The 25,753-nt window shown below is 70.6% G+C and carries 27 protein-coding genes and 1 pseudogene; 18 read left to right on the top strand and 10 right to left on the bottom strand.

The genetic code is table 11. The features are described 5' to 3' along the window. Positions 1-20 precede the first annotated feature (20 nt). The 4 genes from HTZ77_RS19810 to HTZ77_RS19795 form a co-directional block, all read right to left on the bottom strand. Positions 21-119, bottom strand: coding sequence for a 30S ribosomal protein bS22 (locus HTZ77_RS19810; RefSeq protein WP_018654693.1), 99 nt, complete (start codon positions 117-119; stop codon positions 21-23). 173 nt (positions 120-292) lie between these two features. Then, entirely contained in the window at positions 293-496 is a 204-nt protein-coding gene (locus HTZ77_RS19805) for a helix-turn-helix domain-containing protein (RefSeq protein WP_043629748.1), read from the bottom strand. Positions 497-807: 311 nt separating this feature from the next. Then, positions 808-1,590, bottom strand: coding sequence for a phosphatase (locus tag HTZ77_RS19800; RefSeq protein ID WP_175591093.1), 783 nt, complete (start codon positions 1,588-1,590; stop codon positions 808-810). A 29-nt stretch (positions 1,591-1,619) separates the two neighbouring features. Next, a complete protein-coding gene (locus HTZ77_RS19795) occupies positions 1,620-2,783 on the bottom strand; it encodes an acetoin utilization protein AcuC (protein ID WP_175591092.1) in 1,164 nt (387 codons plus the stop codon). A gap of 154 nt (positions 2,784-2,937) precedes the next feature. Between HTZ77_RS19795 and HTZ77_RS19790 the strand changes: the two genes are divergently transcribed. The 13 genes and pseudogenes from HTZ77_RS19790 (at position 2,938) to HTZ77_RS19730 (ending at position 13,656) form a co-directional block, all read left to right on the top strand. Further along, positions 2,938-4,095, top strand: coding sequence for a sensor histidine kinase (locus tag HTZ77_RS19790; RefSeq protein WP_175591091.1), 1,158 nt, complete (start codon positions 2,938-2,940; stop codon positions 4,093-4,095). A gap of 16 nt (positions 4,096-4,111) precedes the next feature. Further along, complete coding sequence (locus tag HTZ77_RS19785; RefSeq protein WP_175591090.1) at positions 4,112-4,771, top strand: response regulator transcription factor; 660 nt, start codon at positions 4,112-4,114, stop codon at positions 4,769-4,771. Positions 4,772-4,851: 80 nt separating this feature from the next. Beyond that, positions 4,852-4,977 (top strand): annotated as a pseudogene (locus HTZ77_RS48935) (ABC transporter ATP-binding protein); the annotation flags it as partial. Between the two features lie 503 nt (positions 4,978-5,480). Further along, complete coding sequence (locus HTZ77_RS19775) at positions 5,481-6,725, top strand: helix-turn-helix domain-containing protein (protein WP_328808662.1); 1,245 nt, start codon at positions 5,481-5,483, stop codon at positions 6,723-6,725. Positions 6,726-6,803: 78 nt separating this feature from the next. Beyond that, complete coding sequence (locus HTZ77_RS19770; protein ID WP_175591088.1) at positions 6,804-7,196, top strand: hypothetical protein; 393 nt, start codon at positions 6,804-6,806, stop codon at positions 7,194-7,196. Further along, entirely contained in the window at positions 7,193-7,681 is a 489-nt protein-coding gene (locus HTZ77_RS19765; RefSeq protein WP_175591087.1) for a hypothetical protein, read from the top strand. The genes HTZ77_RS19770 and HTZ77_RS19765 overlap by 4 nt, the downstream gene beginning before the upstream one ends. Before the next feature lie 309 nt (positions 7,682-7,990). After that, positions 7,991-8,566, top strand: coding sequence for a hypothetical protein (locus tag HTZ77_RS19760; protein WP_175591086.1), 576 nt, complete (start codon positions 7,991-7,993; stop codon positions 8,564-8,566). Between the two features lie 746 nt (positions 8,567-9,312). Continuing rightward, positions 9,313-9,654, top strand: a complete 342-nt coding sequence (locus HTZ77_RS19755; protein WP_175591085.1) for a hypothetical protein — start codon at positions 9,313-9,315, stop codon at positions 9,652-9,654. After that, positions 9,654-10,394 carry a hypothetical protein gene (locus HTZ77_RS19750; protein ID WP_205302871.1) on the top strand — a complete coding sequence of 247 codons (741 nt, stop codon included), beginning with the start codon at positions 9,654-9,656 and terminating at the stop codon, positions 10,392-10,394. The genes HTZ77_RS19755 and HTZ77_RS19750 overlap by 1 nt, the downstream gene beginning before the upstream one ends. 2 nt (positions 10,395-10,396) lie before the next feature. Continuing rightward, positions 10,397-11,122, top strand: a complete 726-nt coding sequence (locus HTZ77_RS19745; protein ID WP_175591083.1) for an FtsK/SpoIIIE domain-containing protein — start codon at positions 10,397-10,399, stop codon at positions 11,120-11,122. A gap of 64 nt (positions 11,123-11,186) precedes the next feature. Continuing rightward, a complete protein-coding gene (locus tag HTZ77_RS19740; RefSeq protein ID WP_175591082.1) occupies positions 11,187-11,567 on the top strand; it encodes a hypothetical protein in 381 nt (126 codons plus the stop codon). Positions 11,568-11,815: 248 nt separating this feature from the next. After that, the gene (locus HTZ77_RS19735) at positions 11,816-12,064 is read left to right on the top strand and encodes a hypothetical protein (protein WP_175591081.1); all 249 of its coding nucleotides are present in this window, start codon (positions 11,816-11,818) and stop codon (positions 12,062-12,064) included. Between the two features lie 173 nt (positions 12,065-12,237). Next, on the top strand, positions 12,238-13,656 hold the full coding sequence (locus HTZ77_RS19730; RefSeq protein ID WP_175591080.1) for a replication initiator: 1,419 nt from the start codon (positions 12,238-12,240) through the stop codon (positions 13,654-13,656). A gap of 505 nt (positions 13,657-14,161) precedes the next feature. Here HTZ77_RS19730 and HTZ77_RS19725 read toward each other — a convergent pair. Next, complete coding sequence (locus tag HTZ77_RS19725) at positions 14,162-15,706, bottom strand: recombinase family protein (RefSeq protein ID WP_175591079.1); 1,545 nt, start codon at positions 15,704-15,706, stop codon at positions 14,162-14,164. A gap of 69 nt (positions 15,707-15,775) precedes the next feature. Here HTZ77_RS19725 and HTZ77_RS19720 point away from each other — a divergent pair, with 69 nt between their 5' ends. Then, positions 15,776-16,546: an ATP-binding cassette domain-containing protein gene (locus HTZ77_RS19720; RefSeq protein WP_328808661.1), complete on the top strand. Its 771-nt coding sequence runs from the start codon at positions 15,776-15,778 to the stop codon at positions 16,544-16,546. Further along, the gene (locus HTZ77_RS19715) at positions 16,543-17,283 is read left to right on the top strand and encodes an ABC transporter permease subunit (protein ID WP_175591077.1); all 741 of its coding nucleotides are present in this window, start codon (positions 16,543-16,545) and stop codon (positions 17,281-17,283) included. Before HTZ77_RS19720 ends, HTZ77_RS19715 begins: the two co-directional genes overlap by 4 nt. Positions 17,284-17,298: 15 nt before the next feature. On the opposite strand, the gene HTZ77_RS19710 is transcribed toward HTZ77_RS19715, so the two are convergent. The 5 genes from HTZ77_RS19710 to HTZ77_RS19690 form a co-directional block, all read right to left on the bottom strand. Continuing rightward, complete coding sequence (locus HTZ77_RS19710; protein ID WP_175591076.1) at positions 17,299-18,483, bottom strand: ABC transporter permease; 1,185 nt, start codon at positions 18,481-18,483, stop codon at positions 17,299-17,301. After that, positions 18,480-19,226, bottom strand: coding sequence for an ABC transporter ATP-binding protein (locus tag HTZ77_RS19705; protein WP_175591075.1), 747 nt, complete (start codon positions 19,224-19,226; stop codon positions 18,480-18,482). Before HTZ77_RS19705 ends, HTZ77_RS19710 begins: the two co-directional genes overlap by 4 nt. Next, on the bottom strand, positions 19,223-20,602 hold the full coding sequence (locus HTZ77_RS19700) for an efflux RND transporter periplasmic adaptor subunit (RefSeq protein ID WP_175591074.1): 1,380 nt from the start codon (positions 20,600-20,602) through the stop codon (positions 19,223-19,225). The genes HTZ77_RS19705 and HTZ77_RS19700 overlap by 4 nt, the downstream gene beginning before the upstream one ends. A gap of 73 nt (positions 20,603-20,675) precedes the next feature. After that, positions 20,676-21,470 (bottom strand): pyrroline-5-carboxylate reductase, encoded by a 795-nt coding sequence (proC, locus tag HTZ77_RS19695; protein ID WP_175591073.1) that lies wholly within the window; start codon positions 21,468-21,470, stop codon positions 20,676-20,678. A 44-nt stretch (positions 21,471-21,514) separates the two neighbouring features. After that, positions 21,515-22,405 (bottom strand): proline dehydrogenase family protein, encoded by an 891-nt coding sequence (locus HTZ77_RS19690; RefSeq protein WP_175591072.1) that lies wholly within the window; start codon positions 22,403-22,405, stop codon positions 21,515-21,517. A gap of 174 nt (positions 22,406-22,579) precedes the next feature. Between HTZ77_RS19690 and HTZ77_RS19685 the strand changes: the two genes are divergently transcribed. The 3 genes from HTZ77_RS19685 to grpE all read left to right on the top strand — a co-directional run bounded on the left by HTZ77_RS19685 (position 22,580) and on the right by grpE (position 25,747). Then, entirely contained in the window at positions 22,580-23,047 is a 468-nt protein-coding gene (locus HTZ77_RS19685; RefSeq protein ID WP_205302870.1) for a hypothetical protein, read from the top strand. A 196-nt stretch (positions 23,048-23,243) separates the two neighbouring features. Next, positions 23,244-25,118 carry a molecular chaperone DnaK gene (dnaK, locus tag HTZ77_RS19680; protein WP_175591071.1) on the top strand — a complete coding sequence of 625 codons (1,875 nt, stop codon included), beginning with the start codon at positions 23,244-23,246 and terminating at the stop codon, positions 25,116-25,118. After that, positions 25,118-25,747 (top strand): nucleotide exchange factor GrpE, encoded by a 630-nt coding sequence (gene grpE / locus HTZ77_RS19675; RefSeq protein WP_175591070.1) that lies wholly within the window; start codon positions 25,118-25,120, stop codon positions 25,745-25,747. Before dnaK ends, grpE begins: the two co-directional genes overlap by 1 nt. Positions 25,748-25,753: the final 6 nt, after the last annotated feature.

Here is a 25,753-nt window from a genome sequence, read left to right as displayed (position 1 = left end):
GCCTCGCAGCTGCGTGTGTCTTACTTCTTGTTACGCCGCTGGATGCGCGTCTTCTTGAGCAGCTTGCGGTGCTTCTTCTTGGCCATCCGCTTGCGGCGCTTCTTGATCACAGAGCCCACGGGACCCCCAGTGCTGGTAGCAAGTACGACGGTGTGCGAGCGCACACCGGCTCACAGACTACCGGCGATCCACGGTAGATCGCCCCAGGGGGGGCGAGAGCCCGGCCGCGTGGCGCCGGCCAGGCCTCTCCCGCGTCGGCACTCGCGGTGTGTCCCACACCGCTACTCCAGCATCAGCCTGCCTCGATGTAGGCCTCCCGAAGATAGTCGTGGACCGCCTGCTCGGGCACTCTGAAGGACCGGCCGACTCGGATGGCCGGCAGCTCACCGGAGTGCACCAGCCGGTACACGGTCATCTTGGACACCCGCATGACCGTGGCGACTTCTGCCACGGTCAGGAACTTCACCTCGCTGAGAGGTCTTTCGCCTGCAGCCATCGGACGCCTCTTCCGCACGTGTTTCCGGGTTATCCCCACTGGTGCCATTGCTCACGCACGTGTACTGCTGTCAGCGTAAGACGGGACTCCGAGTCGGCAAACCCCCTAGTTTCTCAGTTGGCGGAGCCCTCTGTCAGCCGAACCAGCGAACTGGCTGGCCAGCGCCGCTGCCGTGCACCTCGCCTGGACGTTGGAACCGTCCAACTCGTCACACATAGAGTCGCCCAGGGCGCGTCAAAAGTTGGCAAAGGGACAGCGAGCCTCTTGGAATGCAGGCGCGAAAAGACGGTATCGGGAGGGCCGAATTGAACTCAAAGGGCTCGTGTGACCAGAGTGACGAGGCGGTCGGTCAGCGGAGCGTAATAGCGGGGTAGCACGTTGTCGTCGAGCGGGACGACGACCTCGATCTTGCCCTCGGCCTCGCCGACGAACAGTCCGGGGTCGTTGCTGTCGGCGAAGGCCACCGTGGGCACCCCCGCCTGGCCGGCGGCCCCCGCCCAGCCGTGGTCGGCGATGACGAGGTCCGGCGGGGCGTCGCCCAGTTCGGCGAGCATCCACTCCATCGGGGCCGCGTCGTGGGTGTGGACGAAGCCGCCCTTGTCGTCGAGCATCGCCACGTCCTGGAGGTAGCGCAGCCGGCGCGGCCGGCCGAAGCCCGACCCGGCGTACGTCCAGCCCTCGGCGGGCGTCAGCAGCGTCGCGCCGCGCTCGGCGGCGAGCCGGGCCAGCGGCAGGTGGACGGCCAGCAGGCCGGTCGGATGGCCGGTGGCGAACAGCAGCCGCGGGTGCTCGCGCGACAGCGCGGCGGCGATGCGCTCGGCCATGGCGTCGAGGGCCTCGATCGTGAGGTCGGGGTCGATGGTGTCCTGTCCCCAGCGGTGACCGGGATCGCCGACCACGCCCGCGGACTTGGCCATCAGCTCCAGGACGTCGCGGAACGACCAGGGCTGCTCGCAGGTGAGGCCGAGCAGGTAGTACGGGTCGCCGTTGGCCAGGGAGCTGTAGTGGTCGAGGTTGTTCTCGCGGGGGGTCGCGACATCGCCGGCGATGCGGGTGCGCACCAGATGCTCGCGGAGTTCGTCGCGGCTCAGCACTGCTCTTCCTCGTCAGGGCATGGGGCTCGTCAGGGCATGGGATCGAGGCCGTGCAGGGGGAAGACCGCGTTGCGGGTCGCCATGATCGCACGGTCTATGGGATCTCCTGGGTCATAACCACCAGAAAGTGAGCGAAATTCCGGATTGCGGCCGTCTGTCATGGTGAGCGGTGGAGTCTCGCCCGTGCGCTCGCGCGCGAGGCGCCGCCACTCCTCGCCGGTCGGCGTGGCCGGGGCGATCGGATGCCCCGCGACCTCGGCGATCAGGTGCGTCCACGCCCGCGGCACCACCTGCACCAGCTCGTAACCGCCGCCGCCGGTGACGATCCACCGGCCGCCCGCCGTCTCGTGGGCCAGCCGGTGCAGCGCGGCGTACGCGGTGCGCTGCCCGTCGACGCTGAGCATGAGGTTGGCCAGCGGGTCGAGGGCGTGGCTGTCGCAGCCGTGCTGGGTGACCAGCACCTCCGGCCGGAACTCGCGCAGCAGCGGCGGCACCACCGCGTCGAAGGCCCGCAGCCACCCGGCGTCGCCGCACCCCGCCGGGAGCGGCACGTTGACGGCCGTGCCCTCGGCGCCGGTCTCCTCCGAGAAGCCCGTGCCGGGGAAGAGCGTGCGGGGGCTCTCGTGCAGGCTGATCGTCAGCACGCGCGGGTCGCCGTAGAAGGCCGCCTGCACGCCGTCGCCGTGGTGGACGTCGACGTCCACGTACGCGACCCGGGTGGCGCCCCGCGCCAGCAGCCAGGCGATGGCCAGCGCCGGATCGTTGTAGACGCAGAAACCGCTGGCCGTGGCGGCCATGGCGTGGTGCAGGCCGCCCGCCACGTTGACCGCGTGCTCGGCCGTGCCCTCCCAGACCGCCCGGGCGGCGGCCAGGGACGCGCCGGCGATCAGCGCGGAGGCCTCGTGGACGCCGCGGAAGGCGGGGTTGTCCGGCGTGCCGAGCCCCGCCGACAGGTCGGGCGCGCCGGTGGCCGAGACCCGCTTGACCGCCTCGATGTAGCCGCGCTCGTGGACCATGGCCAGCTCGTCGTCGCTCGCCGGGGCGCACCCGGCGGTCTCCACCTTGTCGAGCACGCCCAGCTCACGGGCCAGCGCCATCGTCAGCTCGACCCGGACGGGCGCGAGCGGATGACCGGGCCCGAAGTCGTACGAGGTGAGAGCGTCGTCCCAGATGACCCGTGCTGTCCGACTCATAGCTCTCCCGTTCCCTCGCCTTGGGGCGACGTTACCGCAGCGTTCTCGGGCGCGGCCCGCGTGGCGGCACCCGTTGATCAAGGTGAGATGTCGCCGCGCTCCGGCGTGCGCCCACGCCCCGCACACGTGGGCATGTCCCGAATAGGGTCGGGTCATGGCTCACCTCCGGCCGGCGACCCGGCGCGTCGCGGCCGTGTGGCGCTTCTTCCGGCGCCCCTGGGTCTTCGACATCGCGCTCGTCACCGTGCTGGCCCTGATCGGGTGCGCCGGCATGGTGTCCGTCGTCCTGGGGGGTCATCCCGACCTGGCGGCCGGCGCCGCCCACTACATGATCACCACGATCCCCCTGCTCGTCCGGCGCCGCCACCCGGTGCACGCCCTCGGCCTCGTCGCGGCGCTCGACCTGATGGGCCTGGCCACCGGCATCCTCCAGGGGCCGAACGTCCCCGTGGCGATCGCCCTGTACAGCGTCGGCCGCTACACCAGGGGCAGGACGGCCGTCTGGGTCACCGCCGCGGCGGTGGTCGCCTACAACGCAGCGATCATGCTCGCCGTGGACGACCGCACCGTCTGGCTGCCCAACGCGTTCCTGCTCTTCGGCTCCATGGGCGTGGGGCAGTTCACCCGCGTCCGCGCCGAGCTCAGGGAGCGCGACCGCACGGAGGCGGCCGAGGCCGCGGTCCGCGCCGAGCGGCGGCGCATCGCCCGCGAGCTGCACGACGTCGTCGCCCACCATCTCAGCGTGATCAACGCCCTGGTCGGGGGCGCCCGCGCCACGCTCCCGCCCGGCCACGACGTCACCCGCGAGGCCCTGTCCGGCGCCGAGCAGACCGCCCGGCAGGCGCTGGCCGAGATGCGCCAGCTCCTGTACGTGCTGCGGGCCGGCGACGGCGACGGGGCCGACGCCGCCACGGGCGTCGGCGCGGACCGGCTGCCCGCGCTGGTCGAGGAGGCCCGCACCGCCGGCCTGCCGGCCGAGCTGACCGTGACCGGCGCGGCCACGCCCCTGCCGGCGGCCGTGGACCACGCCGTGTACCGCATCGTCCAGGAGGCGCTGACCAACACCCGCAAGCACGCGCCCGGCGCGCGGGCCCGGGTCCTGCTCGCGTACGGGCCGGAGCGGGTGGAGGTGGAGGTCGTGGACGACGGCCCGGACGGCGCCCGGCCCGACGGGCCGCCCGGGTTCGGGCTCGGCGGCATGGCCGAGCGCGTGGCCCTGTGCGGCGGCGAGTTACGCGCGGGCCACCGCCCGGAAGGCGGCTTCCGGGTGCGCGCCCGCATCCCTCTGGAGATCCCCCTGGAGCAGGCATGACCCCCGTGGAGCGGGCATGATCGCGGTGTTGCTGGCCGACGACCACGCGCTGGTGCGCAAGGGGTTCCGGCTCATGCTGGACGCCCAGCCCGACATGACCGTGGTCGGCGAGGCCGCCGACGGCGAGGAGGCGGTGGAGCGGAGCCGGCTGCTGCGGCCCGACGTGGTGCTGATGGACCTGCACATGCCCGGCCTCGACGGGGTGCGCGCCACCGAGCGGATCACCGCCGAACTGCCCGGGGTGCGGGTGCTCGCGCTCAGCACGTTCGACCTGGACGAGAACGTCGTGGCCGCGCTGCGGGCCGGGGCCAACGGCTTCCTGCCCAAGGACGTCTCCCCGGAGGAGCTGGTCGAAGGGGTGCGCGTGGTCCACCGCGGCGAGTCGGCCGTGGCGCCGCGGCTGCTGACCCGCCTCATCGGCACGTTCGTCCGCGCCGCCCGCCCGCGCCGCCCCGGCCGCCGCTCCCCCCTGTCCGGGCTCACCGACCGGGAGCGCGAGATCCTCGCGCTGATCGGGCGGGGCCGGTCCAACGGCGAGATCGCCGCCGAGCTGGGCGTCTCCCCCTCGACCGTGAAGAACCACGTCACCAGCCTGTTCGGCAAGCTCGGCGTCAGGGACCGCGCCCAGGCGGTCATCGCCGCCTACGAGTCAGGAATGATCACACCAGGAGAGTAGGACCGCGCTCCCAGGGCACGCGCCCGCGAACGGTCCTCCGGCAGGAGGATCTTCCGCCGCCGCGCCGCCAGGCTGGAGACATGACCGCGATACACGCGACGAACCTGACCAAGCGCTACGGCCGGACCGTCGCCGTGGCAGACCTCTCCTTCGACGTCGAGCCCGGCCGGGTGACCGGCTTCCTCGGGCCGAACGGCGCCGGCAAGCCCGTGAGCGGTCTAGGGCACTTGCGGTTTGGTAACGATGCTCAGGCGTGCGGCAGGGTCTCCATTATGGCTGTGACGTGCTGGGATTCACAGACGTAAGGGGGTTTCCGAATCGTTGCGGTGGCGCTGACTTCATGGGGCAAGATCCCAAAAGGGGGCATTACAATCGTCCGCTAATCGGGGAGGGGCGACGCCCCCGCCCCCGTACTCCCCTCCCCGCCCCCCTTTTGGGATCTTGGAGGGGTCCCCATGAAGTTGGCTCCGAAACGATTCGGCAACCCCCGCCCCGCTTGCGCGCCGGTCTGCGGCGAGTCCAGCGGGCCGAAGGCACGCAGTGCGGAGGGGCACCCGAGGGGGTTCCCAAAAAGCGCCTTCAATCTGGCTCGGCTCGCACTGTCGCAACCGACTCCATACGGCGTGAAGTCGGACGCCTTTGCGCACGTTGATCTGTCGCCGTTCAAGGTCGCGGGCGTACTCTGGCGATAGAACTGGCCTTACTTCCCGTGGTGGTGGCTGTGTCCGAGACCCTTCCCCCAGAGCTGGCCACTGGTGCCCGCATCCAACTACTCCGGGAACGGCGGGGTATGTCTCGCACGGTTCTCGCCGGACTCGTCGGCCGGGGCCCGTCCTGGCTGAAGAAGATCGAACGAGGCGAACGGGAGCTGAGGAGTTACGAACTCCTCAACCGACTCGCAACGGCCCTGGGCATCAACGATCTGTCCCTACTGACAGGCGCACAGTCTCCCGTGCCGGTGAACGCCGCCGCTGCGGGGATGGCCCCGTTCATTCCTGGGGTACGCGATGCCGTTCGGGGGCATCTGTGGGCGCACGATACCGGCAACGATCTGCCCGTCCTCGACGTTCTCAGAGGCCGTGTCGCGGAAGCCTGGCGACTGTGGCACACCTCCCGTTTCCAGCGATCGGAGGTCGGAGCGCTCTTGCCTGGCCTCATCACCGACGCCCAACGCCTCGCCCGCTCGCTCGATGGCCGAGAGCGGCGAGAAGCCTCGGCGACACTGGCGGACGTCTACCGGCTCACGCAACAGGCGACGGCTTACGCCTGCGAGCCTGAGCTGTACTGGATCATTGCTGACCGCGCCCGGCTAGCGTCCCAAGACGCCGACGACCCCCTGGCGCTCGCCGGTGCTGCATGGTCGTTCGCCAACGGACTGCGAGAGACCGGTTACGCCGAAGAAGCCCTTGCAGCCGTGAACGAAGCGGCTGACGTCCTGCGGCCTCACCTGGAGGAAGGCACGGATGACCTGCGAGGGATGTACGGCGCGCTTAACCTGCACGCAGCGATCACTCACGCCCGGGAAGGCCGGGACGGTGACGCCTGGCGGCACTGGGACGAAGCCAACGCGGTCGCCCAACGCTTGCCCAAGGGCTACGCGCAGACATGGACCGTGTTCAGTCAGGGCAACACCGACTTTCACGCGGTGTCCGTGGGGGTCGATCTCCGTACGCCCGGTGCTGCGCTCCAGCGTGCCGAGTCGATCGACCTCAAGACCGTGCCCTCGGTCGAGCGCCGCGCCCGCGTGCTGGTCGAGTTCGCCCGTGCCTACAGTCAGCGCGACGACAAGGCGGGTGCGCTGCACTTCATGAACCGGGCCTGTGACGCGTCACCAGAGACGGTTCGATACACACCCTCTGCCCGATCGCTGGTCGCCGAACTGGCGACGGGGACGCGCGGTCCTCTCAAGGCCGACGCGATGGGCCTTGCCGAACTCGTCGGCGTCCCCACCTGATAGTCCATCTGCGGGCCCCGTCTAAGGGGCCCCATTTTGGGCCCCATGGCCTTCTGAGCTGGGGTTACCGTCCCGGACATGGCTTTCCGGGACAAGAGCAACCTTCATGGCTGGCCTGATGGCCGCCCGGCAAGATCCACGCTTCCCGTCGCAGAGAGTGCCACGCAACTCCAGCGGGCTCTCGACGACCACCAGATCGGGTCAGACGTTCACCAGGGCTACGGTCTTGCCCTCGTGTCGGTATGGGTCGGTCTGGTCGTCTGGTGCGACGGCGAGCGCTACTGGTGGCGTACCGGCTGGGATGCCCTGCGAAAGCGCGTGGTGTATGCCTGGCACCCGGCCCTCGAACCCGTTCGGGCTGCTCGGCGGGTCGCCCTCCGCTACACCTACTTGCGTGACAACCATCCGCATTCGGAGCTGATCACCGGTCTGGTCTCGGCCACGCGCTCCGGGGATGAGGACGTCCGGTGAACGGGCTGTGGTCCAAGGTGGGATGCCGGGCCACGATCGCGCAAATGCGATACAGCCCGGAGCGGACGCGGGACTGTGCCGCGTGGTTGGTCGGACGGCAAGCGACAGTGGTGGGCATCGTGCGCCACGGTGCCTATGCCCTGATCGAACTGGACGGCGAGCGTGAGGAGTCGCCCGGCGGGGTGCTGCGCTGGCCCGTCCACTGGGATGACCTGGAGATCTATAACAGCCTTCCGCAGCCGGGGCAGGCCGATGTTTACCGGCTTGGGCTCTCTAAGGGGACCCGCCGGGCTATTCAGCATGCGGTACCGGCCGATTCGACCGTCAGCCTATGCGGGATGAGGGCTCGTCCCCTGCCGCTGCTGGAATGGTCGCTCCCGTTCGTTCCCACGGCGGCGCGCGCGTGTTCTGAGTGCGTGCTTGAACTGGAACAACGTGCCAAGTTGGCCGCCGTGTCGGGCCGCACCTCTCCAGAACCCCGTTAGGTCGCTCAACGGGAGTGGTCACGGACAACTCGGTCCCGGCGAGCGGATGACGGGTAAATCCGCTCGCCGGGTGGTTTTGGGAAGTTGCCGGAAGTCTAGGCCGCGCACGCCTGGCCGCGAACCTCATACATGTCTGTAGATGGCAAATTGACCGCCGTTCCCCGCGCTATGCCACCAGACGCCCCAGGTCACGGCAAACAGTGCCCCTGTGTCGCGTGGCGGATGGTCTGTGCCTGCTGTTCGATGTCAAGGATGCGATCACTGACGATGAGGTCTCGGGGACCCGGACAGCTTTTATGGAGTTCGCACATGTTCGACACCCGCCGCCGCGCCTTGGCAACGGCGCTGGCCGCCGCGATCACGACCGCGATGACGGCGATGCCCGCCCATGCCGACACTTGTGCGGCTTCAACGAACTGCAACACCACGGTTCTCTTCACCGTCAGCGCCGGGACTGGCTTGCAGATCACTGTGCCCAACGGGCCAGTCAGTATCGGCACCGGAAGCCCTGGCGGCACGATCAGCGGGCAAATCGGCACCGTGACCGTCTCCGACCAGCGCGCTACCGTGACTGCAACCTGGGTGGCGCAAGTATCGGCCACCGACTTCACCACTGGAGGCGGCACGCCTGCCGAGACAGTGGCCAATAGCCGCGTCAGCTATTGGTCCGGCCCGGCCACGGCCACCACTGGCACTGGAACCTTCGTGCCTGGGCAGGCCAACGCCGCCTCCGCCGTCGTGCTTGACCAGACCCGTATTGCCTTCTCCAAGACCAGCGGGTCGGGCAGCAACTCCGCCTCCTGGAGCCCGACCGTCGTGATCGACGTGCCTGCCCAGGCGGTCGCTGGTACCTACACAGGCGTCGTCCGCCACTCGGTCGCCTGACCTGACGCGGTAGGGCAGGACTGAGCGAGGCTGCTGGGCGCGCACATGATGCCTCGTGGCCTTCGAACCACTGCCGAGATGAGCCGCTTGCACAGGTCGGCGTCGGACTGAGCGAACTCGTAGGGTGCGGGGCGTCGGCGGGTGCTGGGCGGTTCGGTGGTCGCGGCGAGGGGCGTGCCGTCGGGTGGCGAGGGCGAGCACGGCGCGCTAGCGCCGCGCGCAGTCCCGATGCCGACCGCCGGCGCGACCCGCTGCCGTGGCCACCTGGGGCCGGTAGCGGTGGTCCTCCTACAGCAGCCACGCATTGCTACTGTCTGCGATGGTTCGGTAACTGATATAGAGGCAGTGGGCAGAGGGGAAGGTGGGCCTGGGCGGCGTCCTAGGGTCCTGTGCACGCATCCCTGGACGCCCCACCTACAAGATCAATTCCGCGGGGGCCGCCCCGCCCGGTCGGGGGCCGGGCGGGCTTGATGTAGTAGGGAAACTCATCACACAGCGCGCGGCCGGTGCCCGGCCGGGGCGATCTATCACGCGCGGCGCGCGGGCGCACATGGGTATGCCGGGGCGGCATCGTTTCGAACCATTCGAACACGTGTTCGAGTACTGCTTGGCATCGTGGGTGTCACAGGGACACCCCAACGCTGGGAGGTACGCGGATGCGATTCCCGATCGACACGAGCCAACTGGGGTTCACGGTAACCTCCCCGCCGATTCCGGCGCGGGACTTCGCGACCAAGAAGGCCAAGGTGACCGAAGACGGTCAGCCGGTCATGGTCGTGAACCTGCTGGCGATGGACGGCACCGACTCCACGAAGATCAAGTTCAATCTGCCGGGCGAACAGCGGCACCTGGTGCCCGGTCAGCCGGTCCGGGTGGAGGGGCTGTGCTACGGCATGGCCAAGGACGGTGACGTGCGGTGGTGGAGCGCTTCGGCGGTCGTGCCGCTGACGGCGGCCCCGGCTCAGGCCGTGCCCGCCCCGCCCGCCCCGTCCGGTGCCGACACGGCGGGTGGCACGCGGGGGCGTAACCCGCTCGCCTCGGCCCGGCACTCCTCGCCGGTGCCGGGTGAGCCCGGGGGCGAGAGCTGATGCTGGGGCCGCAGGTTCCGGGGCGTCCGTCCGGGCTGCCCCCAGCGGTGGAGATGCCCGCCGTCCCGATCCGCGCGCAGAACACTCGCGGCTCGCTGCTGACCATGTACGTGCTGCGTCCGGCATGGCTCATCCGGCGCGAGATCGCTCTGACCGCTGCCGTGGTCGCTCTGGTGGGCGGCGGCTGGATGCTGGGCGGCTGGCCGGTCGCGCTGGTGGTGGCGGTCTACCTGGCCGCGATGCTCGGGGTCTCTGCGGTGCGCGGCTGGCTGGTCGCCCTGCTGTGGCGGGCACGCATCATCCGGCGCTGGGATCGGGCGGCCCGCTTCGCCGGGCTGGCCACCCACAACGACCGCGTCCCCCGCGTGATGGAAGCGACCCCGACCGGGGCGGGGGAACGCCTGCTGGTGCGGGTGCCCAAAGGCGGCGCGGCCTGCGACATAGAGGACCGTGCGCCGTGGCTGGCCTCCTCGCTGGAAGCGGCCGAAGTCCTCGTCTCTGCCGATGACCTGAACGCCCGGTACGCGCATGTGGAGGTGATCCGGCGCGATCCGCTGGACGCCTTCGGGGTGCTCGGCTGGCCCTGGGCCGATGCGCCGGATCAGGGCTGGGTCGCTGATGCGTGGGAGCCCATCCCGGTCGGGGTGTCGGAAACCGGCGCACTGGTGACGGTCTCGCTGCTCAGTGACGGGCTGGTGCCTGTCCAGGGTGGCCCGCCTGAGATCGAAGGGAGGCCGTAGCGATGGGCGTGCATGTGCTGATCGGCGGCACCCCCGAATCCGGCAAGTCGGTGTCGCTGCACAGCCTGATCGCGGGCGCGATGCTCGACCCCGCCACGCAGGGCGTCTTCATCGACGGCAAGCACGGGGTGGAGCTGGCCGCCTGGGAGAAGGTGGCGCACGGCGGAATCCGCAGCGACATCGACAGCGCAATCGACGGGCTGGACTGGGCGCGTGCTCAGATGGACGAACGCTATGGCTACCTGGCCGCCTGCGGCGCGCGGAAGATCACGCGCGGCATGGGGTTCGGGCTGCTGGCCGTGGTGATCGACGAACTGGCCACGTTCACCCTGCACCCGGACAAGAAGAAGCGCGAAGCGTTCCTGCTGCCCCTGCATGAGCTGGGGGCTCGCGGGCGGGCGGCGGCGGTGCGCATCATCGCCGCGACCCAGAAGCCGGGCTCTGACGTGGTGCCCACCTACATCCGGGATCTGTTCGACACCCGGTGGGCGCTGCGCTGCTCGACCCGGGAAGCCTCCGACACCGTACTGGGCTCGGGCTGGGCGGCCCGGGGCGTGGACGCCTCGACCATCCCCCTGGGCGCGGCCGGCGTCGGCTACCTGCTGGCGGGCTCGGCCGGGCCGGTCCGTCAGAAGGGCTTCTACCTCAGCGACGGGCAACTGTCGGACCTGGCGGCCTACGCGGCGGAGCTGCGCGCCACCAACGCCGTGCACTGGATCGACCGCTAGAGCGGTCCCCCGCAACACCTGCTCAATCAACGACCCTGCTCAACCAACAATCCAAGGAGAGATCATGTCCAAGCTGTTCACGCTGCTCGCCACCGTCGTCACCACCGCCAGCCTGGCGGCGCTGCCCCTGTCGGCAACCCCCGTCAGCGCGCAGAGCGTCACGCGGGGCGACGTCCGGCAGGGGGCGGCGTGCCGGAGCCTCCAGGTCATCGGCAGCAAGATCGCGATCCGTGACTTCCCGTTCGTCAACGGGCTGGTGGTGCGCAGCGTGCCGCGCGGAACGATCCTCAGCACGTGCGAGTTCGTGCGCGGCAGCGGGGCCAACAGCTACCCGAGCAAGTGCGGGCTGCGGGGCGCGGACTGGTACAAGGTCCGCTCCGGCCGGGTGAGCCTCATCGGGAGCCCGTTCGGCTACGTGCCCGCCACCTGCGTCCGGGTCCTCTGACCCGCCGCTGATGGGAGGCTGCCCGGGAGTGGAACGGTCCGGGCAGCTTTCCGGAAACCGACATTTTCACCGAAAAAGGTGGCGAACGGTTGAACCCGGCAGTGCCGAGCGCCGTACAACCACTATCTGACAATCCCGTCCCCCCAGGACGGTCACCACGTAAGACGGGGAGCCTCACCCCCGGAGTACAGGTCGCGGGCGATACGGGGATCACCCGCGACACCGACACCCGGGAAAGGAGCACAACAGTGAAGGCGTGGATCGCCAACGAAGAGTTCACTCCAGTGGAGATCGGCGACGCCTACGCGGCCGAGCGGTTCGTGAGCTGGCTCAAGGCCAGCGGCGAACGGCAACTGGAAGACACCCTTCGGGCGTTCGTGCACTCGCCGTGGCAGTGCGGCGGGCTCGGGGTGACGTTGCTGGATGGCCCGGACGACCTGGCCACCCTGCGGCAAGCGGTGCTGGATCGGTGGGAGCCGATCAGGGCGGGCGGCTGACCAGCCAGCACCAAGGGGCCACGACTGACCGGACATGAGGGGTCCGGGCGATCAAGGGCCTAGAGCATAACCCGGGGGCGGATGTGGGGACCGCCTCCCGGCCGGAATGGCCGGTGAGACGGAGATGTCAGATGATGAGGACTCAGACGGTACTCGGGCAGATGATCGCCCGCATGGCTGATGATGATCACTACCGGCGTTGGACAGCCCAAGTGGAACGTGCTGGGCACTGCGTGCGACCGGTGCGGCTGATCGGCTCGGCGATGACGGTCAACGCGGCGACGGGTGAGATCGACGCCACCTACTCCAGCCTGGAGGAGCCGGGCGGGGTGCTGCTGGTGGCCTGCAAGGATCGCCGCGAGAGCGTCTGTCCGCCGTGCGCGGCGCGCTACCGGGCCGATGCCTGGCACGTGTTCGCCGGGGGCGTGACCCCCGCCGAGAACGGCAGCGACGACGGCGACACAGACGATCGGCTTCCGCATCCGATGGTGCTGGCCACGTTCACCGCTCCCAGCTTCGGAACCGTGCACGCCGCCCGCGACGGGAAGGTGTGCCGGACTGCCAGAGGCGGCCGACGCGGTAGGAGGACCTGCGAGCACGGTAGGCCGCTATGGTGCGACGCGCGCCACAGCCCCGGCGATGGCATGGTCGGGGCTCCTTTGTGTGAGGACTGCGCGGACCTGGCCGGACTGGTGCTGTGGAACGCGCATGTCGGGGAGTTGTGGCGGCGCACGGTGATCTACGTCTATCGCGCGCTGGCGGCACTCGCGCCGAGCGTTGGCGGGCAGCCGGTGACGGTGCGCAAAATCCGTGAGCTGCTACGCCTCTCCTACGCGAAAGTGGCCGAATTCCAGAAGCGTGGCGTGGTCCACCTGCATGTGCTGGCCCGCCTGGACGGCGTCAACCCCGACTGCCCGGATCAACTCGCCCCGCCTCCGGCTTGGGCGGGTGTGGACCTGCTCACGGCGGCACTGGCGTACGCGGCGCACCGGGTCAGCGTCCCGCTTCCCGTGGTCGATGGACGGACGGCGGCGGTGGCACGCTGGGGCACTCAACTTGACGTTCGGCCGGTGCAACCTCGTGAGATCGACCGGGCGCGGGTGGCCGGGTACCTGGCCAAGTACGCCACCAAAACGGTCTCCGACAGCGTGAGCGGTCTCCCGGCGTCCCGGCCACGTGCCGACGAGCGCGACTTGGAAGAGGGCCGTGCGCTCCCGGCGCACGTCGCCGCGCTCACGCAGACGGTGCGCAGACTGGCACGCTTGGGCACCTGCCGTGCGCTGCGACTGGCGCGGCATGTGCACACGCTTGGCTTCCGTGGCCATGTGACCTCCAAGAGCCGCCGCTATTCGACCACCTTCGCCGCGCTCCGGGAGGCACGCCGCGCCTGGCGGCTGGCTAGGCGGGCACGCGAACGCGACCCCTGGGCACAGCGCGATGAGGGCAATAGCGGCATGGCGACGGTCATGGTGGGCGACTGGCGGGTCACGGGCATCGGCTATCACACCCTGGGCGATCGAGTGTTGGCCGAAGTGCTCGGCCGTGAGCATCGCCAAGCGCGCGAAGCCTGGCGACTCGGGCTCACAGAGTAGATCGGCGCTACTTCGGCCGGCACGTGCGGCGAGGGCCGCCACCAGGCAAAACGCGCCGAAGGCACCACTTCAAGTTCTTGGCTGTTAGGGGTTGGCCCTTCTTCCCCGGCAGTCCACCTGCACCTGACCTACGGCGATCAAGCACCGCGCCATGGGCGGGTGGGTGGGCCGCCCGGCCGCTGCCAGACAGCACCCCATTAAACGATCATGCGGGCGGTCATGCCCCGGCGTCAGCGTGCGCTGATCACATCGCGCACTGTCGTTGCGGCGCTGGCCTGCCCGATCGGGTGAGGCGGCAGGAATGGACTCGACGGACGGACGGGAAGATCAGTTAGACGCGCATGAGCGGCCCCAAAGCGATGATGAGGAGATCACCGCCATGGTCCGCACCTGGCCGCCGCTAACCGAGAGCCAGCGTGAGCGGCTTGCCCTGCTACTGCGGTAACCGACTCAGCCCCTACGGCGCGCCCCCACCGGATGACCTGCCCGGCGGGGGCGCACGCGGCTACGCCGCCAGCCTGCCCGGCTGCGGTGGGGTCGGCTTGTTCGGCGTGATGATCACGCAATCCTTCACCGGCACGTTCCGGCGGCGGTCTGTCGGCAGGAGCTTGACCGTGACCAGTAGCTTCAAGATCTCCCGCTTCCTGCCGAGAGACAGCCCGTCCCATGTGCGTTGCGCGTCGTCGGATGCGGCGAACTCAGCCAACGGGCTGTCGGCTGACGCCTGCCTAAAGGTCTCGCGAATCTCGGCGATGCGGGCTGTCGCGGTGGTGATCACCTCGTCGGCGGTCTCTTCGTCCCACTGGTTGAGAGCGAACTTGCGGGCCGCGTTCTTCTTCGCCTGGTTCAAGGTCACGATTTCCTCGCGCAACGCGGCAACGTCCACGTCCACGTTCACCGGGAGGAGATCTTGAACGTCCTCTCGCGAGAGCCGCTTGACCAGAACACGCGCGAGGTAGGCGTCCAACGCTTCGGCCTTGGCCAGACAGTGCCCCTTGCTGCGGCACCGGTAGACCGGCTCACCTCGGCTGTTGTTGCGCACCGTGGCGACCGTGCCGTCGTCGCACCGGTCACACAGCGCGATCAGCGACCCCAACCACCGGGGCGTGTTGCCGGGGCTCTTCTTGCGTGCCGGGTCGGCGAACAGTGTGATCAACGCCTGTCGCGTGTCCTCGGGGATGATCGGCTTGTAGGCGTCCCTACGAACGATCTTCCCTTGGTGGACGGCATGGCCCGACGTGCGCGGGTGCGTCAAGATCTGCTTGATCGTCCGGGCGCTCCATCCCTGCGCCTCCATGACCTTGCCGCGACGCTTCAAACTCCGCCCGTCGTTCTGGCTGGCGGTCTTGACCCCTCGCTTGGCCAGGTCGCGAAGAAGCTGATCCGTCGGCACGCCTGCCAACAGCTCCTTGGCCCACCGCTGGATCTCTGCCGCTTCCTCCTCGTTGTGCTGGGTCATGTCCAGCACGGGCCGGTCCTCATAGCGGCGCTCGGAGATCGGAGCCCTGGGGTTGATGCACACCGACCGGACGCGACCGGTGTCCACGCCCCATCCATAGGGACGTATCCCACCGCCGTAGACACCGTTGCGGGCCTGACGCTTGCGGGCGTCGCTGACACGCTCGCCCCGGTGGTCGCTCTCGTAGCTGGCGCTCAACGTGTCGGCCACCAGCTCCTTGCGCCCGGCGGCCTTCTCCAGGTTGTAGAACGACCCCTTCATGCCGCTGTACAGCTTCACCTTGTGGGCGCGCGCCACCTTGATGAACTGCGTGACCTCCTCCACGTCACGGTGCAACCGGTCCGCGTGCCGAACGATGATCAGCCGAACCTTGTCCGCAGCCATGTCGGCAAGCAAGCGCTGATACTCGGGACGCTCCACACCGGAGAACGCAGACAGATCGTTGTCCACGTAAGTGCCCGTGATCTCCTCGCAAAGCTCCTCCGCAGACTCCACGTTCTCCAAGTGCTGAGTCTCGACGCCTTCGGAGTCTCCCCGCTTGTCGTAGGAGATCCGGCAGTAGTCCACGACGGCGGCGACTGCGGGGGACATGGGCGGAACCTCCTCGGTGGGGGCCTTCTTGGTGGTTCTACCTCAATTATGTGCCCCAAACCGATAGCCGTGAAGTCGACGACCATGCGGATGATCCTCGGCCTCGACCGCCCCACCGGCGGGTCGGTCCTCGTGGACGGCGTGCCGTACCGGGACCTGCGTCACCCGCTGCGCAAGGTGGGCGCGCTGCTGGACGCCAAGGCCGTCCACGGCGGGCGCAGCGCCTGGGACCACCTGCTGGCCATCGCCCAGAGCAACGCGATCCCGGCGGGCCGGGTCATGGAGGTGCTGGAGGCCGTGGGGCTGCGCGAGGTGGCCCGCAAGCGGATCGGTGGGTTCTCCCTCGGCATGTCCCAGCGGCTCGGCATCGCCGCCGCGCTCCTCGGCGACCCCGAGGTGCTCATCTTCGACGAGCCGGTCAACGGGCTCGACCCCGACGGGATCCTGTGGATCCGCACGTTCATGCGCGAGCTCGCCGCCGAGGGCCGCGCGGTGTTCGTCTCCAGCCACCTGATGAGCGAGATGGCACAGACCGCCGACCACCTCGTCGTCATCGGCAGGGGCCGGCTGATCGCCGACACGAGCGTGGCGGAGTTCATCGGGCGCAGCTCGCAGGCGTACGTACGGGTGCGCTCGCCCCGGCTGGCCGAGGTGGCCGAGCTGGTCAAGGTCGGCCACCTGCACCCGGACCACCTGCGCGTGACGGCGATGACGCCGCTGGAGATCGGCGCGCTCACCGCCCGCGCCGGTCTGCCGCTGGAGGAGCTGACGCTCGTGCAGCCCTCGCTGGAGGCGGCCTACATGGAGCTCACCAAGGACAGCCTGGAGTACTCGTCGTGATCGACATCATCCGTTCGGAATGGACCAAGCTGTGCTCCGTCCGCTCGACCATGTGGACGCTCGGCACCGCCGCGCTGCTCATGCTGGCGCTCGGCGCCCTGATGTCGATCGCGGTGAAGAACTCCCACCAGGGGCCGGTGCAGCCGTCCGACGTCGCCGAGATCAGCCTGATGGGAACCAATTTCGCCGCGCTGGCCGTCGCCGCGCTCGGCGCGCTGGTCGTCACCGGCGAGTACCGCACCGGCGCCATCCGGGTGTCGTACATGGCGGTGCCCAGGCGGCTGCTGCTGCTCGCGGGCAAGCTCGTGGTGTTCACGGCGGTGGCGCTGGCGGTCTGCATGGCCGCCGCGTTCGCCGCGTTCCTCGTCGGCCGGACCATCCTCGGCGGGGCCTCGCTCGGCGACCCCGGCGTGCTGCGCGCCGTCGCCGGCACCGGGCTCTACCTGACCGCGTGCGGCCTGTTCGGGCTGGCGCTGGGCGCCCTGGTCCGGCACACGCCCGGCGCCCTCGTCGCGGCCATCGGGCTGATCCTCGTGCTGCCGCAACTCACCCGGATGCTGCCCGGCCAGTGGGGCAGGACGGTGAACGACTGGTTCACCTCCAACGCCGGGCTGCAGGTGGCGTTCCCGTCGCCGGCCAGCTCGCTCGGGCCGTGGAGCGGGTTCGCCGTCTACCTGGGCTGGATCGCCGTCACGCTGGCCGCCGCCTGCGTCCTGACCCTGCGCCGCGACGCCTGACCCGGGCGTGCCCGGCTACTCGGCGCGGAGGGCGACCACGGGGTCCAGGCGGCCTGCCCTCCGCGCCGGCGCCACGCCGAAGAACACCCCCACCACGGCCGACACGCCGAACGCCAGCGCGATCGACCACCACGTGATCGACGCCGGGACCTCCGTGAACGACCGGATCGCCACCGCCCCGCCCACGCCCAGCACGATGCCGATCACGCCGCCGATCGTGGTCAGCAGCACCGCCTCGATGAGGAACTGGGCCAGCACGTCACGCTGCCGGGCCCCGAGCGCCTTGCGCAGCCCGATCTCCTTGGTCCGCTCCCGCACGCTGACCAGCATGATGTTGGACACGCCGACCCCGCCCACCAGCAGGGAGATCCCGGCGATGGCCGCCAGCACGCCGGTCAGCATGCCGAGCACGCTGCCGATCGTGCCGAGGAGCTGGGTCTGGGTGACGGCGGAGAACTTCTCGCCCGGGTACCGCTCGGTGAGCGCGGCCACCACCCTGCCCTGCAGCGCCTCCACCTCCTCCGGCCCCGACGCGCCCACGGCCAGCCCGTTGACCCGGTCGACGCCGAGCATGCGCTGCGCCGTCGTCACCGGCACGTGCACCTCCTGGTCGCGGGAGAGCCCGAACGTCTGCCCGACCGTGGCGTACACGCCGACCACCCGGAACCGCGCCCCGGCGATCGAGACCTGCCGCCCCACCGGGTCCACGTCGCCGAACATCCGCGCCGCCACCTCGGCGCCGAGCACGGCCACGCGGCGCCGCGTGTCGACGTCGGTCTCGCTCAGGTGGCGTCCCTTGGAGAGGGGCCGCTGGAAGACGTTCGTGAGGTTCTGGTCGGTGCCGATGATGGTCACGAACGCCTCCGTACGGCCCACCCGCACGGTCTCCCCCGACTGGAGCGACACGGTCACCTTGGCCGGATCGCCCACCACGCGCCGCACGTAGGCCACGTCGGCCAGGCTCAGCCGGCTCTGCGTCGGCGCGGCGCCCACGGTGAGCTGCCCGGGCACGACCAGGATGATGTTGGTGCCGAGGCCGGAGATCTGCTTCTCGACGGCGTCCTTCGCGCCCGTGCCGACCGACACGAGGACGACCACGGCCAGCACGCCGATGATGACGCCGAGCATGGTCAGTGCGCTGCGCAGCCGGTTGACCCGCAGCGCCTCCAGCGCCATGACGAACGACTCGCGCCCCCTCACGGCCTTCCCTCCGCCGCCCCTGTGTCCAGCTCGATGAGCCCGTCGCGTACGTGGATCTGCCGGCGGGCGTGCGCGGCCACCTCCGGCTCGTGGGTGACCAGGACGACGGCGACCCCGCGCTCGGCGTTGAGCCGGTCGAGGATCGCCATGACCTCCGTGCCGTTGCGCGTGTCGAGGTTGCCCGTCGGCTCGTCGGCGAGCAGCACCTTGGGCTCGCCGACCAGCGCCCGGGCGATGGCGACCCGCTGCTGCTCGCCGCCGGACATCTGCGACGGGCGGTGCCCCATCCGGTGGCCGAGCCCGACCGACTCCAGCGCCGTCCTGGCGCGCTCGCGCCGCTCGGCCCGGCCGACGCCCCGGTAGACGAGCGGCAGGGCGACGTTGTCGAGGGCGGTGGTCCTGGCCAGCAGGTGGAAGGACTGGAAGACGAAGCCGATCGTCTGGTTGCGCAGCTCCGCCAGCCGCGTGTCGGACAGGCCGGACATCTCCACCCCGTTGATCCGCAGCACGCCGGAGGTGGGGCGGTCGAGGCAGCCGAGCAGGTGCATGAGCGTCGACTTGCCGGAGCCCGACGGCCCGACGATGGCCGCGAACTCGCCCTGGCCGATCCGGAGCGACACGCCGCGCAGCGCCTCGACGGACACGCCGTCGAGGTCGTAGCGGCGGGTGAGGTCCACGGCCTCGATCGCGGGCGGGCCGGCGGGGCGCGCGGGCGCCGTCGCCGAGGGGTCAGGGGCCGTCATGGCAGGCGCTGGCCCGGCCGTACGGAGTCGGCGCCCTTGACCACGACCCGCTCGCCGACCGACAGCCCGTTCAGCACCTCGACCACCGCCTCCCCCTGGGCGCCGAGCTTGACCACACGGCGCTGGGCGACCCCGTCGCGCACGGCCCAGACGACGCTCTCGCGCCCGCTGGAGACGATCGCGGACGCCGGGACCGACACGGCCGACGGCGACTCGCGCACGGTCAGCCGCGCCACCGCGCTCATGCCCGGCTTCGGCGTGGGCGCCGCGCCGCCGTCGTCGAACGTCCCCGCGCCGAGCGAGAGCTGCACCGGGTAGCTGACGCCGCCCGTCGTGCCCTCCTTCGGGGTGACGCCGACGCCGGTGACGCGGCCCGTGTAGCCGGCGCCCGGGACGGCGTCGAGCTCCACCGTGGCCCTGGTGCCCTTCCTGACCAGCAGGACGTCGGTCTCGTCGATGTCGGCGGACAGGGTCAGCCTCGACACGTCGGTGACGGTCACGATCGAGTCGCCGGCCGACACGGGGACGCCGGTCGCCACGGGGGTGCCCGCCCCGCCCGAGCCGGTGGACGGCAGCGACGGGAGCTGCCGGCCGCCGCCGGGGATCTGGCTCAGCAGCCCGTCCAGGCCGCCCGAGCCGCCGCCGCCCGAAGCGCGGCCCAGGGTGACCACTCCGGAGAAGGGGGCCCTGATCGCCAGCGACGCGACCGTGCCCTCGGCCGCCTTGACCGCGGCCTTCGCCTGGGTGCGGGAGGCCGCCTGGAGCGAGGCCATGGAGCCGGCCAGGCCGCTGAACCCGCTCGTCACCCCCGACAGCACGCTGTTGATCGATTGGTTGAGCTGCGCGGTGATGGAGGCCAGGGCCCTGGTCTGCGCCCGGTGCTGCGCCTCGGCCAGGTCGATGGCGCCGAGGAGCTGCTTGCGGGCCTGGGCGTCGCGGATCCTGCGCGCCTCCTTGCGGGCCCGGGCGAAGTGCCTGCTGACCTTGGCGTCGAAGGAGCGGGTGTCGAAGGAGGCGAGCCGCACCTGGGGGCTCGCCAGGCGCGGGGCGGCCGGTGAGGCCAGCCTGGCCGCCTGGCGGGCCTGCTTGAGCTGGTCCTCCGCCTGCGGGGAGCGGATCCTGGCCAGCAGCTCGCCCTTGCGTACGTGCTCGCCCTCGCGGACGTACAGGTGGGCGAGCGTGCCCGGGGCGGGGGCGCGCAGGGTCGCCGTGGCGCGGGCGCCGACCGTGGCCGGGGCCTCGACGACCTCGGTGACCGGGGCGCGCCGGACATCGGCCAGCTCGACGCCGGCCGGCTCGTCCGAGGTGCAGCCGCCGACGGCGACCAGCAGGAGCAACGGGACGAGCAGCGGGGGGATGCCGCGACGGATCGTCACCTGAGTCATCGTAGGGACAGGGGTTCCCGCGTCCCCGATCAGGGGCCCGTCCGCCGCCGGTCCCGGTGTGTCCTCAGCCCGAGGCGAGCTCGCGGCCGCGGTCGCGGGCGGCCTCGATGGCGGCCAGGAACGCGGCGCGCACGCTGTGCCGTTCGAGCTCGGCGATCGCGGCGATGGTGGTGCCGCCCGGCGAGGTCACGGCCTCGCGCAGGATCACAGGGTGCTCGCCCGAGTCGCGCAGCATCACGGCCGCGCCCACGATCGACTGGGTCACCATGTCGAGGGCCGCGGCTCGCGGCATGCCGAGCAGGATGCCCGCGTCGACCATGGCCTCGACGAGGTAGAAGAAGTAGGCGGGCCCGGAGCCCGACAGCGCGGTCGCGGCGTCCTGCTGGGCCTCGGGGATGCGCAGCACCTTGCCGACGGGGCTGAGCAGCTCTTCGGTGCGCCGCAGGTGCTCCTCGCCCGCGTGGGCGCCCGCCGAGATCACGCTCATCGCCTCGTCGAAGCGGATCGGCGTGTTGGACATGACGCGGACCACCGGCACCTCGACGCCGAGGCGCTGCTCGACGAACCCGGTGGTGATGCCGGCCGCCGCGGTGATCACCAGCCGGTCGGCCGGGACGTAGGGGGCGATCTCGGCCAGCAGCGTCGCCATGTCCTGCGGCTTGACGGCCAGGATGAGCGTGTCGGCCGCCTTGGCGGCCTCGGAGTTGGACAGCGTGCGCACGCCGTACGTCTCGCGCAGCCCGCGCGCCCGCTCGGGCCTGCGCGTGGTCGCCACGATGTCGCCGGGCTGGACGCCCGCCCGCAGCAGCCCGGACAGCAGGGCCTCGCCCATCTTGCCGGTGCCCAGAATCGCGATCACGTCACACCTCCGTCCAGCAGCCTACCGGCCGCCGGACCGGCGCCTCAGCGTCGCCCGGCCAGGGAGCGCAGGAAGAAGGTCAGGTTGCGGGGGCGCTCGGCCAGGCGGCGCATGAGGTACGGGTACCAGTCGGCGCCGTAGGGCACGTAGACGCGCATCTGGGCGCCGAGCCGGGCCAGGCGCTCCTGCTCGGCGGGGCGCACGCCGTACAGCATCTGGAACTCGAACCCGGAGTGGTCGCGGCCGTGCAGCACGGCGAGCGCCGAGGCGATCTCGACCAGCCGGGGGTCGTGCGTGGCGACCATCGGGTAGCCGGAGCCGGCCATGAGGACCTTGAGGCAGCGCACGTACGCGCGGTCGATGTCGGCCGGCGCGGTGAGCGCGCCCGGCGCCGTGTAGGCGCCCTTGCACAGCCGCACCCGGGCGCCCTCGGCCTCGGCCAGCCGGGCGCAGCGCTCCAGCGCGCCGGGAAGGTACGACTGGACGACCACGCCGACCGAGGCGTGCTCCTTGAGCAGCGTGGCGTGCACCGAGTGGAGCCCGCCGATCGTGTCGTGCTCCTCGGCGTCGAGCGTGAGCGTGATGCCGCGCTCCGCGGCGCGCTCGCAGATCGTGGCGGCGTTGTCGAGCGCGAGCTGCTCGGACAGGCGCAGGCCGAGCGCGGTGAGCTTGACCGACACGTCGGCGCCCTCGGGCAGCAGGGCGAGCAGCGCGAGGTACTCCCGCACGGCGCCCTCCGCCTGCGCCCGGTCGCCGACCTCCTCGCCGAGGTGGTCGACGGTGACGAGGAGGCCCTCACGGGTGAGGTCGGCCACGACGGCCGCCACGTCGCCCGCGACGTAGCGGCTGACCACGTCGCGGGTCAGCGGGGAGGTGGAGACGACCCGCTCGACGCGGTCGCTCCTGGAGGCCGCGAGCAGCACCTGACGAAGCACATCTCCACCCTAGCCGGACACCCCGCACCCCGCCCGGCCGCCGTCACACACCCCCTCCACCGCCCACACCCCCGACCGCCCTCCTGCACCACCCCCGCCACCCGGCCGCCCCCTGCGTATCGCGAGGCGTCTCTTGAACCGGGCGGGCCCGCCGTCCGTCGTAGGGGTATGCGGATGTTGCAAGGGACTCTTCTGGCCGGATGCGTCGTGCTCGTGATGGGCTGCGGCACGGCGACGCCCGCCGGGCAGGCCGCCTCGCCCACCGGAGGGCAGGCCGCCTCTCCCGCTCCCCACACCCCCGTCTCCGCCTCCGCGGTGACCAGCCCGCCCAAGGGCCCCAAGCCGGTCAAGCCCACGGGCGACGCGGTGAACGTGCGCAAGGTCCCGTGGCAGAAGGCCAAGCCGGTCGCCAAGGGCCGGGCCGTCCAGCTCGTGTGGTCGTCGGGCGTCGAGCCCTGCACGGTCCTGGACCGCGTGAAGGTCAAGGAGACCGGGAAGACCGTGACGATCACCCTGTACGAGGGCGCGTCCCCCAAGGCCAAGAACGTGGCCTGCATCATGATCGCCATCGAGAAGACCACGACGGTCAAGCTCAAGACCCCGCTCGGCCACCGGAAGATCGTGGACGGCGCCAAGCGCTGACCGGCGACTTCCCCGACGAACCCCGCCCCGGCACGGTGATCCGTGCCGGGGCACTTTTGCAGGCGGGGAAGCGTTCGACGGGAATGCGGGGCGAGTCATCTAGGTTGAGTCGAGTAGGCTCAAGGCGTTTGACAAAGCCTCACGGCATTCGTAGCTTGAGTCTGACCGACTCAACTTTGACTACAAGGACGTACTCATGGCACGTGCGGTAGGTATCGACCTTGGGACGACCAACTCCGTCGTCTCGATCCTCGAGGGCGGTGAGCCCACCGTCATCGCCAACGCGCAGGGCTCGCGGACCACGCCGTCCGTGGTCGCCTTCGCGAAGAACGGCGAAGTCCTGGTCGGCGAGGTCGCCAAGCGCCAGGCCGTCACCAACGTGGACCGCACCATCCGCTCCGTCAAGCGCGAGATGGGCACCAACTGGTCCCAGGAGATCGACGGCAAGAAGTTCTCCCCGCAGCAGATCAGCGCCTTCGTCCTGCAGAAGCTCAAGCAGGACGCCGAGGCCTACCTGGGCGAGAAGATCACCGACGCGGTGGTCACCGTCCCGGCCTACTTCAACGACGCGCAGCGCCAGGCCACCAAGGAGGCCGGCACGGTCGCGGGCCTCAACGTGCTGCGCATCATCAACGAGCCCACCGCCGCGGCCCTCGCGTACGGGCTCGACAAGGAGCAGGACCAGACGATCCTGGTCTTCGACCTCGGCGGCGGCACCTTCGACGTGTCCCTGCTCGACGTCGGCCAGGAGGACGGCCACGGCTTCGTCGAGGTGAAGGCCACCTCCGGCGACAACCACCTCGGTGGCGACGACTGGGACCAGCGCGTCGTCGACGAGCTGGTCAAGCGCTTCCAGAACGCCCACGGCGTCGACCTGTCCAAGGACAAGATGGCTCTGCAGCGCCTGCGCGAGGCCGCGGAGAAGGCGAAGATCGAGCTGTCCAGCCAGTCCGAGACCACCATCAACCTGCCCTACATCACGGCTTCCTCCGAGGGCCCGCTGCACCTCGACGAGAAGCTGACCCGCGCCGAGTTCCAGCGCCTGACCGCCGACCTGCTCGAGCGGACCAAGGGCCCGTTCCACCAGGTCATCAAGGACGCCGGCATCAAGGTCTCCGACATCGCTCACGTGGTGCTCGTCGGCGGCTCGACCCGCATGCCCGCCGTCACCGACCTGGTCAGGGAGCTGACCGGCGGCAAGGAGCCCAACAAGGGCGTCAACCCCGACGAGGTCGTCGCCATCGGCGCCGCCCTGCAGGCCGGCGTGCTCAAGGGCGAGGTCAAGGACGTCCTGCTGCTCGACGTGACCCCGCTGTCCCTCGGCATCGAGACCAAGGGCGGCATCTTCACCAAGATCATCGAGCGCAACACGACGATCCCGACCAAGCGCTCCGAGGTCTTCACCACGGCCGAGGACAACCAGCCGTCGGTGCAGATCCAGGTCTTCCAGGGTGAGCGCGAGATCGCCTCGTACAACAAGAAGCTCGCCACGTTCGAGCTGACCGGCATCGCGCCGGCGCCGCGCGGCATCCCGCAGATCGAGGTCACCTTCGACATCGACGCCAACGGCATCGTCAACGTCTCCGCCAAGGACCTGGGCACGGGCAAGGAGCAGTCGATGACGATCACCGGCGGCTCCGCGCTGCCGAAGGACGACATCGAGCGGATGATGCGCGAGGCCGAGTCGTACGCCGAGGAGGACAAGAAGCGCCGCGAGGAGGCCGAGGTCCGCAACAACGCCGACGGCCTCGCCTACCAGACGGAGAAGTTCCTCCGCGAGAACGACGACAAGGTCCCGGCCGACATCAAGACCGAGGTCAACGACGCGCTCGGCGACCTGAAGAAGGCGCTGGAGGGCACCGACACCGACACGATCCGCACCTCCGCCGAGAAGCTCGCCACCGTCAGCCAGAAGATGGGCTCGGCGATCTACGCCCAGAGCCAGCAGCAGGCCGGCGGCGAGGGCGCTCCGCAGGGCGCCGCGTCCGGCGACGGCCAGCAGCAGAAGGCCGACGACGACGTCGTCGAGGCCGAGATCGTCGATGACGACCAGCCGAAGAAGGACCAGTGATGCCGCCGCGCGACAACGGGCACGAGCACGGTGAGCCGGTGATCCGCGACAACCGCAAGATCGACCCGGAGACGGGGCTGCCGCGCGTCAGGTCGGAGGCCGGGGCGGACGCCCAGGCCCACTCCGACCAGGCGCAGGCCCCCGAGCGCGCCGGGGCAGCGGTCGACGGCGAGCTGGAGGCCCAGCTCGCCGAGCGGACCGCCGACCTCCAGCGTCTCCAGGCCGAGTACACCAACTACCGCAGGCGCGTCGAGCGTGACCGCGTCGCGGTACGCGAGCAGGCGGTCGCGGGCGCGCTCACGGAGCTGCTGCCCGTGCTCGACGACATCGGCCGGGCCCGCGACCACGGCGAGCTGACCGGTGGCTTCGCGAAGGTGGCCGAGTCCCTGGAGGCCGCGGTCACCAAGCTCGGGCTCGCCCCGTTCGGCCAGAAGGGCGACCCCTTCGACCCGACCGTCCACGAGGCGCTGATGCACAGCTACTCGCCGGACGTGACCGAGCCGACCGCGATCGAGGTCCTTCAGCCCGGTTACCGCATGGGTGACCGGGTCCTGCGGCCGGCCCGCGTGGCCGTGGCCGAGCCCGAGGACGCCCCCCCGGCGTCCGACAGCGCCGCCTCCGGCGACTGACTGCGG

Origin of the sequence: Nonomuraea montanisoli (assembly GCF_013363975.1) — a bacterium.
Lineage (GTDB): Bacteria > Actinomycetota > Actinomycetes > Streptosporangiales > Streptosporangiaceae > Nonomuraea > Nonomuraea montanisoli.
Note: the sequence above shows the minus strand (reverse complement) of the source record. Positions and strands in the feature narration are given on the sequence as shown.